This is a genomic window from Tenacibaculum gallaicum, assembly GCF_003387615.1.
Taxonomy (GTDB): domain Bacteria; phylum Bacteroidota; class Bacteroidia; order Flavobacteriales; family Flavobacteriaceae; genus Polaribacter; species Polaribacter gallaicus.
This window is the reverse complement of record NZ_QUNS01000002.1, coordinates 499,448-513,910: the sequence shown is the minus strand read 5'-3', so window position 1 is coordinate 513,910 and position 14,463 is coordinate 499,448. Positions and strand designations below refer to the sequence as shown.

At 30.5% G+C, this 14,463-nt stretch carries 14 protein-coding genes; 10 read left to right on the top strand and 4 right to left on the bottom strand.

Annotated features, from left to right (window positions below):
- The first annotated feature begins 42 nt into the window (after positions 1-42).
- The 7 genes from C7448_RS06560 to C7448_RS15940 all read left to right on the top strand — a co-directional run bounded on the left by C7448_RS06560 (position 43) and on the right by C7448_RS15940 (position 6,213).
- Positions 43-2,577: a DUF5916 domain-containing protein gene (locus C7448_RS06560; protein WP_245939442.1), complete on the top strand. Its 2,535-nt coding sequence runs from the start codon at positions 43-45 to the stop codon at positions 2,575-2,577.
- Between the two features lie 89 nt (positions 2,578-2,666).
- Positions 2,667-3,329, top strand: coding sequence for an ABC transporter ATP-binding protein (locus C7448_RS06555; RefSeq protein ID WP_115900558.1), 663 nt, complete (start codon positions 2,667-2,669; stop codon positions 3,327-3,329).
- Between the two features lie 45 nt (positions 3,330-3,374).
- A complete protein-coding gene (locus C7448_RS06550; protein WP_115900557.1) occupies positions 3,375-3,926 on the top strand; it encodes a CPBP family intramembrane glutamic endopeptidase in 552 nt (183 codons plus the stop codon).
- 1 nt (position 3,927) lies between these two features.
- Positions 3,928-4,461: a CPBP family intramembrane glutamic endopeptidase gene (locus C7448_RS06545; protein ID WP_115900556.1), complete on the top strand. Its 534-nt coding sequence runs from the start codon at positions 3,928-3,930 to the stop codon at positions 4,459-4,461.
- The gene (locus C7448_RS06540) at positions 4,462-5,226 is read left to right on the top strand and encodes a TIGR02757 family protein (protein WP_115900555.1); all 765 of its coding nucleotides are present in this window, start codon (positions 4,462-4,464) and stop codon (positions 5,224-5,226) included.
- Between the two features lie 31 nt (positions 5,227-5,257).
- Positions 5,258-5,818: a PAS domain-containing protein gene (locus C7448_RS06535; protein WP_245939441.1), complete on the top strand. Its 561-nt coding sequence runs from the start codon at positions 5,258-5,260 to the stop codon at positions 5,816-5,818.
- 11 nt (positions 5,819-5,829) lie between these two features.
- Complete coding sequence (locus C7448_RS15940; RefSeq protein ID WP_115900554.1) at positions 5,830-6,213, top strand: DUF6122 family protein; 384 nt, start codon at positions 5,830-5,832, stop codon at positions 6,211-6,213.
- Here the strand turns inward: C7448_RS15940 and C7448_RS06525 are convergent.
- Positions 6,202-6,951, bottom strand: a complete 750-nt coding sequence (locus C7448_RS06525) for a Dph6-related ATP pyrophosphatase (RefSeq protein ID WP_115900629.1) — start codon at positions 6,949-6,951, stop codon at positions 6,202-6,204. The genes C7448_RS15940 and C7448_RS06525 overlap by 12 nt on opposite strands.
- Before the next feature lie 98 nt (positions 6,952-7,049).
- Positions 7,050-8,402 carry a 30S ribosomal protein S12 methylthiotransferase RimO gene (gene rimO, locus C7448_RS06520; RefSeq protein ID WP_115900553.1) on the bottom strand — a complete coding sequence of 451 codons (1,353 nt, stop codon included), beginning with the start codon at positions 8,400-8,402 and terminating at the stop codon, positions 7,050-7,052.
- 172 nt (positions 8,403-8,574) lie between these two features.
- On the opposite strand from rimO, the gene C7448_RS06515 reads away from it, so the two are divergent.
- The 3 genes from C7448_RS06515 to C7448_RS06505 all read left to right on the top strand — a co-directional run bounded on the left by C7448_RS06515 (position 8,575) and on the right by C7448_RS06505 (position 11,353).
- Positions 8,575-9,489, top strand: coding sequence for a GIY-YIG nuclease family protein (locus C7448_RS06515; RefSeq protein ID WP_115900552.1), 915 nt, complete (start codon positions 8,575-8,577; stop codon positions 9,487-9,489).
- A 118-nt stretch (positions 9,490-9,607) separates the two neighbouring features.
- Positions 9,608-10,183, top strand: coding sequence for a Crp/Fnr family transcriptional regulator (locus C7448_RS06510; protein ID WP_170137009.1), 576 nt, complete (start codon positions 9,608-9,610; stop codon positions 10,181-10,183).
- Between the two features lie 66 nt (positions 10,184-10,249).
- Complete coding sequence (locus tag C7448_RS06505; RefSeq protein WP_115900550.1) at positions 10,250-11,353, top strand: SMP-30/gluconolactonase/LRE family protein; 1,104 nt, start codon at positions 10,250-10,252, stop codon at positions 11,351-11,353.
- A gap of 302 nt (positions 11,354-11,655) precedes the next feature.
- Here the strand turns inward: C7448_RS06505 and C7448_RS06500 are convergent, their stop codons facing one another.
- Entirely contained in the window at positions 11,656-13,029 is a 1,374-nt protein-coding gene (locus C7448_RS06500; RefSeq protein ID WP_115900549.1) for a hypothetical protein, read from the bottom strand.
- 33 nt (positions 13,030-13,062) lie between these two features.
- Positions 13,063-14,442, bottom strand: coding sequence for an ATP-grasp domain-containing protein (locus C7448_RS06495; protein WP_115900548.1), 1,380 nt, complete (start codon positions 14,440-14,442; stop codon positions 13,063-13,065).
- Positions 14,443-14,463: the final 21 nt, after the last annotated feature.

Genomic DNA, 14,463 nt, shown 5'->3' with positions numbered 1-14,463 from the left:
TAATAATTTAGCTCAACAACTAATACTATATCTCAATCAACTATGCTTAAAGTTTTAGCATTTATTACAACCTGTTTCTTCTTTATAGGAGTTACAACTGCCCAAACCATTAACCAAAACAGAAAAAAACTAGACGTAGTACGTGTAGCTTCTCCACCAAAAATTGACGGAGAATTAGATGATGTTGCATGGAAAAATGTTCCTGTTGCTAAAGATTTTGTGATGATGCGTCCTGACAATGGAAAAGCAGAACCTAATACCCATAAAACAATAGTAAAATTAGTATATGATGATAATGCTATATACATCAGTGCTAAAATGTACGACCCTGAACCATCAAAAATACCAGCTGAATTTACTAACAGAGATAATATTGGTAACAGTGATTTCTTTTTAATAACCATTAACCCTAATGATGACGGACAAAATCCTTTTGAGTTTATTGTAACTAGTTCGGGCGCACAAGCCGACTCAAAAGTTTCTAATGGTAATGAAGATTTTAATTGGAGTGCCGTTTGGGAAAGTGATTTTAGTATTAACGAAGACTCTTGGGTTGTAGAGATGAAGATTCCTTATAGAGCTTTACGTTTTGCTAACGTTCCTGTTCAATCATGGGGAATCAACTACCACAGAAAAGTACTAAATTTAAATGCTCAGTTTACTTGGAACCATATTGATAACCAACAAGGGAATTGGACACAGTATGATGGTTTGTATAAAAACTTTACCAATATAAAACCTCCTACTCGATTAAACTTTTATCCATACGCATCGGCAACTACAACCACTAAAGATGGTAATACTGACTTTGACTGGAGTGTTGGTATGGATGTAAAATATGGAATTACTGAAAACTTTACACTAGACGCAACATTAATTCCTGATTTTAGTCAAGTAGGTTTTGACAATGTTACCTTAAACCTAGGTCCTTTTGAACAACAATTTACAGAACAACGTCAGTTTTTTACCGAAGGAACTGAGCTATTTAGCAAAGGGCGTTTATTTTATTCGAGAAGAATTGGTGGAAGACCAATAGATCAATTTTCTGATGAACGAAAAGATGATGATGAATTTACTGATGGTAAAAAAGTAAATGATGAAGTTATAGATATTCCTGATAAAGTTCAAATGCTAAACGCTATAAAAATATCAGGAAGAACCAAAGGAGGTTTAGGAGTTGGCTTTTTTAATGCTATTACCGAAAAAACAGAAGCTACTGTTGAAAGAACAGAGCAAACTATTAACGGATTAGATACTATTAGTAATGTTAGCACCTATAAAACTACAGTAAATCCGTTTTCTAATTATAATATTATGGTATTAGATCAGCAGTTTAATCAAAACTCATCTGTTACCTTAATTAACACCAATGTAACTCGTGATGGACGATTTAGAGATGCTAATATTACGGGGTTATTATGGCATGTTGAAGACAAAAAAAGTAGATACAATATAGATGGTAGTTTTAAAATGAGTACTATTTCTGACGATGAAGACAATCCTAATACAGGTTACACTTTCGATACTAGTATAGGTAAGCAATCAGGGAATTGGCGTGGAGAAATTGGGTATAATTTTGAAAACAAAGACTATAACCCTAACGACATGGGAATTCTATTTAGCAATAACGAACAAGTTATTTACGGTTTTATCGGTTACCAGCTGTTAAAACCTAAAGGACTATTCAATAATTATAGAGTTAATATTTTTTATGATGTTAACTTCTTACACAATCCAGGAACGTATGTAGGTACAAATGCTAGTTTATCTTTTGGTGCTGACACAAAAAAGCGATTCAGTTTTGGAGGAAATTTGAATTATAGCACAGAACGAAAAGATTTTTTTGAACCAAGACAAGGAACTACTAGTGGAGTTTATTTTAACAGACCTGAAAGGCTAAATGTGAATCACTGGGGGTCTACTGATTATAGAAAAAAGTTCGCTATAGACTACGATTGGTATTATACTTTTTATAAGAACAATCCTAAAGAAGACTATGGGTTCAGAATTTCTCCTAGATATCGTTTTACTAACAAGTTTTCTTTAATTTATGGTTTCAGGTATGGTAAAACAAATAACGGTCAAGGCTATGTTACAAAAATTGATGAAGATGATGTAGAAGAAAAACCTTCATTAGCTCCTTTAAAAGATCATATTATTTTCGGGCAACGAGATTGGGCTACTTATGACAATTCTTTAACTGGAAAATATACGTTTAGTACAAAATCAGCAGCGTCGTTATCGTTTAGGCATAACTGGAGTAAAGTTCCATATCAAGGAAAATATTTTAGCTTAAATGAAGATAACGGAGAACTTACTTCAAATAATTATCAAGGAGAACACGATAAAAATTTTAATAGTTGGAACTTAGACTTAAATTATCAATGGCAATTTGCTCCTGGTAGTCAATTGATTTTTTTCTACAGAAACTCTATAAGACCTGATCATGATTTTGCTCCTGCAAATATTGATTTCAAAAACAATATCTCTAAGCTTTTTGACCAAAGTATGCAACATAGGTTTTCCGTTAGATTGGTTTATTTTATCGACTATAACAACATCAAAAACATAATTTAAATACACGTTCATTTATTATTTGAAATCAGATAAGCATTAAAGTTTATCTGATTTCTTTTTTATACATTCGTTACTTAGAAAATAACACTATGATTGTTGCTAAAAACATCCACAAACATTACGGAGAGGTAGAAATTTTAAAAGGCGTTGACCTTCATATAAAAAAAGGAGAAATTGTAGCTATTGTTGGTCCTTCTGGAGCTGGTAAAACAACCTTATTGCAAATTTTAGGAACTTTAGATAAACCTTTAAAAGACCAAAACTACGAATTGTTAGTTGATGGTGTTTCTATTAAAGATTTAAACGATATAAAAGTTTCTACTTTCAGGAATAAACATATTGGGTTTATTTTTCAATTTCATCAGTTATTACCTGAATTTACTGCTTTAGAAAATGTTTGTATTCCTGCTTTTATAGGAGGAAAAGGAAAAGCAGAAACCGAAAAAAGAGCCAAAGAATTACTAGCCTTTTTAGGATTATCGCATAGAGAAAATCATAAGCCTAACGAGCTTTCTGGAGGGGAGCAACAACGTGTTGCTGTTGCCAGAGCTTTAATTAATGAGCCTTCTGTTATTTTTGCTGATGAACCTTCAGGAAACCTTGACTCTACTTCTGCTAAAAACTTACATGAGTTATTTTTTAAACTGCGTGATGAGTTCGGACAAACTTTTGTGTTAGTCACACACAACAAAGAGTTAGCGAAAATGGCTGATAGAACACTTACCATGAAAGACGGAATTATAGTTGAATAATGTAACTATTTAAAGTTTCTGCCTACTAATTAATAAATCAATTCCATGAAAGAAACTTTTCAAGAGCTTATCAGTTATTTAAAAAATCCTGTTTTAGAAAAAGATACTAACCAGAATAGTACGTATCGATTTCAAAAATTCTTTCATCTATTGATCATAAGTATTATTACAGGTGCAGCATTATCCCCCCTTTTTGTTCTTATTGAAGAATTGGGTTGGGTAAATATGAATGAACATGCTATGGAGGAACTACTAAAAGAACACTCTAAATGGTTTATTGCTTTTTTAGCAATTATTTTAGCACCATTGTTTGAAGAATTATTTTTTAGAGCTCCAATCACCTTATTTCATGGTAAAAAAACTTTTAAAATAGCCTTTTATGCATTTGCGCTACTTTTTGGTTTGGTACATTTAACTAACTTTACTATTACTACTAACGTACTTTTATTAGCACCAATATTAGTAGCTCCACAAACTATTTTAGGTGGTTATTTAGGATTTATAAGAGTTCGTTTTGGTTTACAATGGAGTATCTTATTACACGCTTGTTACAATGCTTTCTTTGTTTTGCTTAGTTTTGCAGGAGATTTAGCATAAAATGAACAAAGTATTTAACGAACTTATTGTATACTTCAAAAACCCTCTTTTAGAAAAAGACACGAACAATGACTTTAAATACAGAATAGTTAAGTTTTTTAAAATACTCACTTTTTGTTTACTCACATCTTATTTTTTCATTTTTATATCTAATCTCTTTGAAAATTTCCATTTAGTAAAATATAAAGACTATATATTTAATATCTCTTTTAAAAATATAATTAATTTACTTTGTTATATCTTTATTATTTCTACCATTGAAGAGATTATTTTTAGGGCACCTTTAACCTTATTTAAAAACAAACAAACATTTAAAATTTTATTTTATCTATCTGCTTTTGTTTTTGCCTATATTCATTTCAATTATAATATAACTTTATATACAATTTTGTTTTCTCCATTATTAGTTGCACCTCAATTTTTTGCTGGATTATACTATAGTTTTATTCGTATTAAATTCGGACTTATATGGAGTATATGTTTACACATAACTTATAATCTAACTATTTTTGCACTAAATATTTTTCTATTTTAAATGAACAAAAAGGAACTTAAAGAATTTTTAGACGAAAAAGTAACAAAGTACAACAATCCTGATTTTATTGATAGTGACCCAATTCAAATTCCACATCTATTTTCGTTGAAAGAAGATGTTGAAATTGCTGGTTTTCTAGCAGCAACTATTGCCTGGGGAAATCGTAAAATGATTATTAACAACTCCCATAAAATGATGAGCTTAATGGGAAACTCACCTTACGATTTTGTGCTCAATCATACTGAAGAAGATTTAGCTAGTTTTGATGGATTTGTTCACAGAACTTTTAATGCAGATGACTTTAAATTTTTTATTCAATCATTAAAAAACATCTACCAAAACCATGGCGGATTAGAAGCTGTTTTACGACCTAAAGGTAATGCCGATAATTATCAGCATGCTATTCATCATTTTAAACAAGTTTTTTTTGAAATACTACACCAACCAAGAACTTTAAAACATGTTTCCGATCCGTTGAAAGGTTCAGCATCGAAGCGAATTAACATGTTTTTACGTTGGATGGTACGCGATAATACTACTGGAGTCGATTTAGGTATGTGGAAAAAACACTCACAGGCTAACTTGCATTTACCCTTAGATGTTCACACAGGAAATGTTGCTCGAAAACTGAGAATCCTTACTCGAAAACAGAATGACTGGAAAGCAATTCAAGAACTTGACCTAACGTTAAGGAAGTTTGATAAAAGAGACCCTGTTAGGTATGATTTTGCCTTATTTGGTTTAGGCGTTTTTGAAAAGTTTTAATTTTTCTAAAAAAAGTAGTTACTTAGTTGATATGAAAAATAGTTTTGATAAAATGATGTCTTTAGATATTTATGTGTCTAATTTGGAAAAAGAAGAGTATACTAAAATTGCTACTGACCTTGAACCTTCTTCTAAGAAAAGTGTAAACCTTTTAAGTTGGGGTATTCAAGATTTGTTTTTTGAAAAAGAGTTATATAGTGACTTAAAAATTATAAAAACGCTATCTAAAAACCTTAACTGGAAAAACAACATATCACATATTATAAAAGAGAACTATTATGAATCTTTAGTTCTTACTGATAGGAATAAAAAAATAGTTTGGGTGAGTGACGGTTTTACAAAAATGACGGGGTATAAAAAAGAGTTTGCTTTAAACAAAACTCCACGTTTTTTACAAGGTGAAGAAACCAAGGAAACTACTAGAAAAAGGATTCAAACGAAACTACTAAAAGGAAAGCCTTTTAAAGATATAATTGTCAATTACAGAAAAGATAATTCTACCTATAAATGTGAATTACACATTATTCCACTGCATAACAATCACAATTCAAAGGTCACACATTTTTTAGCTTTAGAAAAAGAAGTAGTTTAAGCTTTAGGTAAATGCAAACATTTATTCACTACTTTTTACATTTTGGTTTTCCTATAATAATAGCCTATTTATTTTTTAGAGATAACTGGAAAAGAATTGCTCTAATTTTGCTTGCTACTATGTTAGTAGATCTAGATCATTTATTTGCTAACCCAATATTTGATTCTAACCGATGTAGTTTCGGGTTTCACATATTTCACTCCTACTATGCTTCGGGATTATATATTCTTTTACTTTTTTTGAAAAGACCTTATAACATTATTGGTTTAGGATTATTGCTGCACATGCTAACCGATTTTATCGATTGTTTATTTATATACAACGCTTGTAATTCTTGCTTAGAAAATACTCCTTCAAAAAAATTGCTAGAAACAGTATCTAATTTACTTTTTTAACTGTAAATCACAGTACCAAAAGCTTCTATCATAATTTTTAGTAGCTTTTTTTTCTGATTTCTTTGAATCCTGATAACAGTTGTCATCATCGTTTTTATGCAAAGTATACGATTTCAACACCTTCTCTCCTATTTCAAAGGCTACTGGTTTCTTAAAAATAGGTCCATCATAACAAAAGGTATGAAACTCGCCATTTTCTCCGCAAACATCTACTCCCTCAGGAAGCTCATTGATAAAATCTTCATCAATAACTCTCCCTACAAACTCTTCTCCCAACAATTTTGCATTGACACAAACGGTAATCGTTTTAAACCCTAAATTCAGAAATTCACGTAATAATTCCTTAGTATCTTGCTTCCAAAGTGGATACACTCCTGTAATTCCCACTTCTTGTAATTTTGAATCACGATACGCTCTTAAATCTTCTAAAAAAATATCTCCAAAAATACCATTTACAAGTCCTGCTTCTTTTAACTCAGCAGTTTTCTCTTTCATTCTCTCATTATACAAATCCATCGTAACCTCAGCAGGAAAGTAATTTTTTTCTAATGGAATACCAATACTTTCAGCTTGTGCATCTAGTAAATCTTCATGCAACCCATGCATTGAAACACGTTGGTAATCTTGATTTACATTCGTAATCAACTTTTGTACATCGTACTCTTTTTGTTGCAATATTTTGTATAATGCTAATGAAGAGTCTTTCCCTGAACTCCAATTAAAATAGGCTTTTTTCATGTGACAAATATGCATAAAAAATCCTGCAATAGCAGGATTCATTTTTATTTCGTTTTTAGTAAGATTCCTCTCTTCATTCGGAATGACGTTTGTGAAAATTACTTTCTTTTCTGATTTAAGGGAACTGGTCTTTCTTGTTTTACCACAGGTTTTCCGTGTAAATCAAAATCTCCTGCTTCAAAAATTTCAATATCAATAAACTCTCCTAGTTTAATATAATGTTCACGTGCATCAACAATTACATCATTATCTACATCTGGTGAATCAAACTCAGTACGTCCGTAGTAATATTCTCCGTCTTTCCTATCGAATAAACATTTAAAGGTCTTCCCTATTTTTTCTTGATTCAATTCCCAAGAAATTTGCGATTGTACTTCCATAATTTCGTTTACACGTCTGAACTTAACATCAGCAGGCACATCATCTTCTAAAACAAAAGCTCCTGTATTTTCTTCGTGTGAATATTCAAAAGCTCCTAAACGTTCAAAACGCATTTCTTCTACCCAATCTTTTAACTCTTGAAATTGCTCTTCAGTTTCTCCAGGGTACCCAACAATTAGTGTTGTACGAATTGCCATATTTGGTACTGCCTCACGGAATTTATGAATCAACGCAGTAGTTTTTTCATGCGTTGTACCACGCTTCATCGATTTTAAAATCTCTGTGTTGATATGCTGTAACGGGATGTCTAAATAATTACAAACTTTCGGTTCTTTTTTCATTACCTCTAACACATCTAAAGGAAACCCAGTTGGAAATGCATAGTGCATTCTAATCCATTCAATTCCATCAACCTTTGTCAATGCTTGTAGCAAATCGGCTAAAGCTCTTTTTTTATAGATATCTAATCCGTAATAGGTTAAATCTTGTGCGATTAGCATGATTTCTTTAATCCCTTTTTCAGCCAACTTCGTAGCTTCTGTAACCAAATCTTCAATTGGAGTAGAAACATGCTTACCACGCATTAACGGAATAGCGCAAAACGAACACGGACGATCACAACCTTCGGCAATCTTTAAATAAGCATAGTGTTGTGGTGTCGTTGTTAAACGCTCACCTATTAACTCATGCTTATAATCTGCTTCTAAAACTTTAAGCAAGTTAGGTAAATCGTGAGTACCAAAATACTGATCTACATTGGTAATTTCAGCTTCTAAATCTGGTTTATAACGCTCACTTAAACAACCAGTAACAAATACTTTATCTACTTCACCTGCTTCTTTACGTTGCGCATAATGTAAAATAGTATCCACACTTTCTTCTTTAGCTTTACCTATAAAGCCACACGTATTAATTACTACAATATTACCATCGTCATTTTCATCTTCATGAACCACGTCTTTACCATTGGCTTTTAATTGTCCCATTAACACTTCACTATCGTAAACGTTTTTAGAACAACCTAAGGTAACTACATTGATTTTGTTTTGTTTTATTGTTTTGGTACGCATATCAAAATTTTGGGGTACAAAGATACGTTTTAATTGATCTTTTTTTACTTTAAACCCTTAAAAATTAGTTTGATTCTTATCCTTGTTTTCGATAACTTCGCTTTCGGTTGATATAAGTCATTAAAACGAACTTATATCCTTAAATTGCATTGCCAGAAATTAAAACCGACAAATGACATTAGGAAAAAGTATAAGAATATATTTAAAAGAAGGAAGTGTTACAGGGATCAAGTTTGCTGAAGTTGTTAATCAAACAATTCAAGCTCTTTCTTGTCCCCGAACAAAAATATCAGAGCTTAATAAATATTTTTTTGATGAAATAAATACTCAAGGTGTATATTTCTTGATAGGGTTTGAAGAAAAAACTGGAAAACAAATTGTTTATATAGGAGAAGCGGAAAATGTTTGGGACAGGTTGAAAAATCACGACTCAAAGAAAGATTTTTGGAATGAAGTTATTGTTTATACCAGTAAAGATGATAATTTAACTAAATCACATATTAAATATTTAGAAAGTAGAATAGTCGAAATCGCTAATGGGACAAAAAGATATGGACTAAAAAATGGAAATAATCCAACCTTAAGCTCTTTACCTTTGCCAGATAGAGATGCAATGGAAGAGTTTTTATCAAACATAAAAATTTTGACTGGAACATTAGGGCATAAATTTTTAGAGAACCCCATAGCTATAAAAAATATCCCTGAAATTGATACCTCTATTACTGCGGGAACAGAAAGCAATGTAATCATAGATACAATGGGAGAGTTAGAACTTAATCTAAATGTAAGTGGAATCCAAGCTTCTGCTGTCCAAACGAATGAAGGTTTAGTTGTTCTGGAAGGTTCACAAACGTCAAAGAATCCGACAAAAAATTATGGATATGGGACTTTAAGAGATAATTTACTCTCTGAAGGAATAATAAAGTTAAATTCTGACGGAGAATTAATCTTTACAAGAAACTATTTATTCAATAGTGTTTCTGCTGCTGCTGCTGTTATTCTAGGTTATTCAGTCAATGGTCGGAATGTTTGGAAAAATAGTGAAGGAAAATCTATTAAAGAAATTGAAAAAAGTGAATTAAAATAACCACTAGATAATAATGGTTATAAATTTGTTTATTCTAGCCTACTCAACTTACTTGATAGCTAAAATCGATAACAAAACTTTTAACTACAAGAAAACTACACTAATCACTATTTACATAATGAACGAACTAAAAAGATTGTTACATGATTTAATCGGACTTACAGATGACGAGTTTCAAACGTTTTACAGTCAATTAGTAAGAAAAGAATATAAAGCTAAAATATTATTAATAGAAGAAGGAAAAACAGTAAAAGATTTATTCTTTGTCGAATCTGGGCTCTTTAGAACATTTAAAAACATAGAAGATAAAGAATTCACTACCTATTTTGCTTGTGACAAGCATTTTATAACAGTTTTTGATAGCTTTATATACCAAACTCCTTCTTCTGAATTTTTAGAAGTCATTGAAGATAGTGTAGTTTATAAAATTTCTTTTGAAAGTTTAACTCAATTATATAAAGAATCTCCTAATTTTGAGAAATTTGGTAGGGTTTTAGCTGAGCGAAATCACCTTTGCGCTCAACAAAGAACATTAACAATGCAAACAAAGTCGGCCAAGAAAAAGTACTTAGATTTTATAAAAGATTACGATAAAAAAATTGTTTTAAAAGCTCCTCAATACCAAATAGCTAGTTTTCTTGGTATAGCTCCTGAGTCGCTTAGTAGAATTCGAAAAGAGGTTGTCATTTCCTAACATTTGTCAAGATAAAAATAGTTTATCATCATTTTCTTTGTCTTTATAAATCATAAAATAAATACAATGAAAACAGTATCGATAGTAAAATATACTATACTCTTAATCTTGCTCATTTTTATAGCTAGTGTTTCGTTTAAATCATGTTCAATAAATCCAGAAGCTTGGTCTCCTCCTACACCACCAAAACTGGAAGGCGTACTTCTTGAAAATGACCTGCTAAGTTCAACCCAGCACATCAATTTAGATGGTTGGTACGGTCCAGAAGATATTGCCGTGGATAATCAAGGAAATTTATATTGTGGGGTGCACATTTCTGAAACAGATTTTTCAGATGGTAGAATTTTAAAAATTGATACTTCTGGAAAAGTCTCTGTGTTTTGTAATACAGAATCTTGGGTAGCGGGATTACATTTTGATAGCAATCAAAATCTAATTGCTTGCGATTTAGAAAGAGGTTTAATCAGTGTTGATAAAAGCGGAAAAATCACAACCTTAGCTAGTGAAGATGAAAAGGGAAACAAGTTTTTAATCCCGAATGATGTTGACATTGCTTCTAATGGAACTATTTATTTTACCAATACTTCTTCTAAAATCACTTTTAGCAGAACACATATTTGGAAACTATTAATGGAAGCGAAACCAGATGGAGGTCTTTATAGCTACAACCCGAAAACCAAACAAGTAAAAACACTTATAGAAGGCACCTATTTTGGAAACGGTGTTGCGGTTTCTCAAAATGAAGACTTTGTTTTAATGGTAGATTTAGCTAAATATAGAATTCTTAGATACTGGTTAAAAGGCAGTAATAAAGGAACAACGGATATTTTTCTAGATAATCTACCTGGTTTCCCAAATGGAGTCTCTAGAAGAGCAGATGGAAGCTTTTGGCTTGGTTTTTCTACTAAAAGAGATCCTTCTTTAGATGGAATACACTCTAAACCACTTGTAAAAAAATTAGTTTATGGTCTTCCGCTTTTTTTACAACCCAAAGTAGCTCGTTATGGAATGATTATGCATTTGAGTGCTAATGGAGAAATATTAAAAACGTATTATGACACCACTGGTAAATTCGTTTCGGAAGCTAGTTCTGTTGAAGAACATGATGGATATCTTTATCTCGGTGGAGATGTATCTGGTCATATTGGAAAATATAAATTGGAGAATTAAAATTCTTCAGACTAAATCACTCTGCACTAAAAGTACAGAGGTTTATTATACTGGGGACTAAAAGTCCCCTTTTTTTATTCTAAAAAAAATTAGAATTGTCTGAATTTGGCTTCCTATGATGCTCTAAATATTCGTTAACCATTTCATTTCATCTGTTTGAAAGCCTCACTAATTAAAGTGAAGCTTTTTGTCATCATAACTAATTACATTATTTTTTCTTAAACATATAAAGAGTTTTATTTTCTAATTTCTTCATGATATCTCTTTTCAAATACTTCTTAAGTATAATTAATTGAATAAAATTAAGAACTTGTTTCTAAAACTATAGCTTCAACAGCTCCTTTAGCTGAATTAATTACCCCTACATCAGTTTTTACTTCAGACATTCTAACCCACACTCCTCCATAAATATCTCCAAAACCGAAAGCTCCCCAAATAAGCTTATGTCTACTCCATTCATTCTGGAAGTTTGGAGCTAGAAAATCCATTGAATCACAAAACTCTTGAACAATATACTTAGTATTTTTAACTGCATAATTTATGGCTTCATCCCATTTTTTTACTGTCATAAACTTTCCTACAAAAACATTTTTTCCTTGTGAACCCGTAGCATCTTTTACTACAAAATTATTTTTTTTGTTCTTTAATAACTGGAGAAGATTTTCCTCTTTACCTTTATAAAAAACATTTTTATCTTCTACTATTTCCGTATAAGGTATTGAATCTAAAATAAGTTTATTTTCATCATCTGTAAACTTTTCTTCTTCTGCCAAGTTTCTTAAAATAGCTAAGTTTCTTTTATCTTCTATCATTTGAATATCAATTGGAGAAGTTATGTATAGGTTATTTAGAACATAAGCTCTAAACACTTCTGGTTTTAAGTGTAAATCACTGTTTAATAAAGTTATAGCATGAATTCTATTATTTTCATAAAAAATATTTCCTTTTATATACTCAAGATCAGTTAAATCTCCTGTTATTGCTTTACCTTTTAAACCAATAGAGTTTAGTTCACCTTCCCATAAATTATTAAAAAAATTCATTGTATCAATAATCAAACCTTCACCTACCGAATCCATTCCTACGAAAATATTCACCTCTTTCCTTTTATCAATTCCAGATACTTGCTTTATTATTTCTCCTACTAAAAACTTAAAATAAGATGTTTGAATATTTCTACAATTATATTTATTAGAACTATCTTGAAGTAAATTATTATGAAGACTTCTTATCACTTTCTCAAAACTCTGAACTTGAAACCCCCCTAATGAAGGTCCCATGTTTACTTCTAATATCTTAAACCCCTCACTTGTTCTCGTCAAATCAAGTCTTGAGCTTGTTGCAAGCTTTTTTTGATAACACATCATACCAAATTCAGCCAGCATATAATTATCATCATAATAAAACTGTGCTATTTTTGATATATCATTTTTAAAATATAATTCAGGTACTTGTGATAACAGTCTAGGTATTTTTAAACACATTTCTTCTAAACTCTGAACGACATCTAGCTCTATTAAAACAGGCCAAGAACAAACAGGATATTCATATTCTCGAAAAACAGGATCTATTTCTTTTAAGTCTGTATTTATCCTAGAAGCAGTTAGCTTTCTTTTGCTTTCTATAAAAGATTTGTGTTTATTTGATAAGATTGAGATTGATTTATTTATAGTCATTTCTATTTCGTTTATTTTTTAGAAATTTTACCTCTAGTTATATTCAAAAATAATCGCCTCTACTGCTCCTTTAGCAGAATTAATTACACCAACATCATTTATTGTTTCAGAAAGTCTCCCCCAAACACCACCATATTCTTCACCAAAACCAAACGCCCCCCAAATTAATTTATGATCTACCCATAAGTTATTTTTATTTGGAGCTAAATAATTTTTTGAAGCACAATACTCTTGAATAATATAATTTTTCTTGAGTCCTAGATTAATTATCTCATTCCAACTTTTATCTGTCTCAAACTTACCAATGAAAACATTATCACCCTGAGCGCCAACAGCGTCTTTTATTACAAAACTGTTTTTGTATTTTTTAACCAACTCTAATATGTTGTACTCATCATTTTTAAAAACAGTTCTTTTTTCACCTAAATTCTCAGTAAATGGAATACTTCTTAAAATTAATTCGTTTTCTTCTTTACTAAATTTATTTTGTAACGCTAGTTTCCTAAGTAATACTAAACTTCTTTTATCTCCTAAAATAGCATATCCAAAATGTGTTGTTAGGTACACTTTTTTTTGTATAAAACTTCTATATATGGTTTTATCTAATGGAATATTCTTTCCTAATAATGTTATTCCGTGAATTGTAATTCCTCTATAAGTTACAACTCCATTTTCATTTTTTAATTCTGAAATATCTCCTGTATATGTTTTTCCATTTATTTTAAGTTTAGTAAACTCTTTTTTCACCAAACCATTAATAAATTTCATTGCATTTTGTCTTACCGATTCTTCTTTATCTGTTAGCCCTATAAAAATATTTACTTCATTCTTTTCACCAGTATAATTAAGGACTTCATTAATTAAGAACTGAAAATATTTTTGCTGCACATTATAAGACTTAAATTTTTCTCTTGAAAACTTTAAAAATGAAGGATGTAAATTTCTTAATGTATCCTCAAAACTACTCAATTCAAAACCTCCCAATAAAGAGCCTGCATTTACTTCTAACACTTTAAAATCAGTTTCAGGTAAACTCAAATCAAGCCTTATACTTGAGTTTTGATTCATTTGAAGAGAAATTAACCCTAATTGGGTCATAATTTGGTTTCCTTCGTAATAATAATCTGCTATACTTTTAATATCGTTTTTAAAATATAATTCAGGAATTCTAGATATTAATTTTGGAATTTTAAAAGTTAATTCCTCTAATTGATTTGATTTACAACTATCTATTATAATTGGCCATGAACACACCTCATAATCATAATTTTTAAACAAATCTGGAATTTCTTCTTTATTTATCTTATTTATGTTAAGTCTTGAAGAAGACACTTTTTTGTTTTCTATAAACTCTTCATGAAACTCTCCTAGAATAGAGTTTTTATAGCTCGATTTATTATATACTTCTTTCATTTACTATTTTTTTAAGCTTGT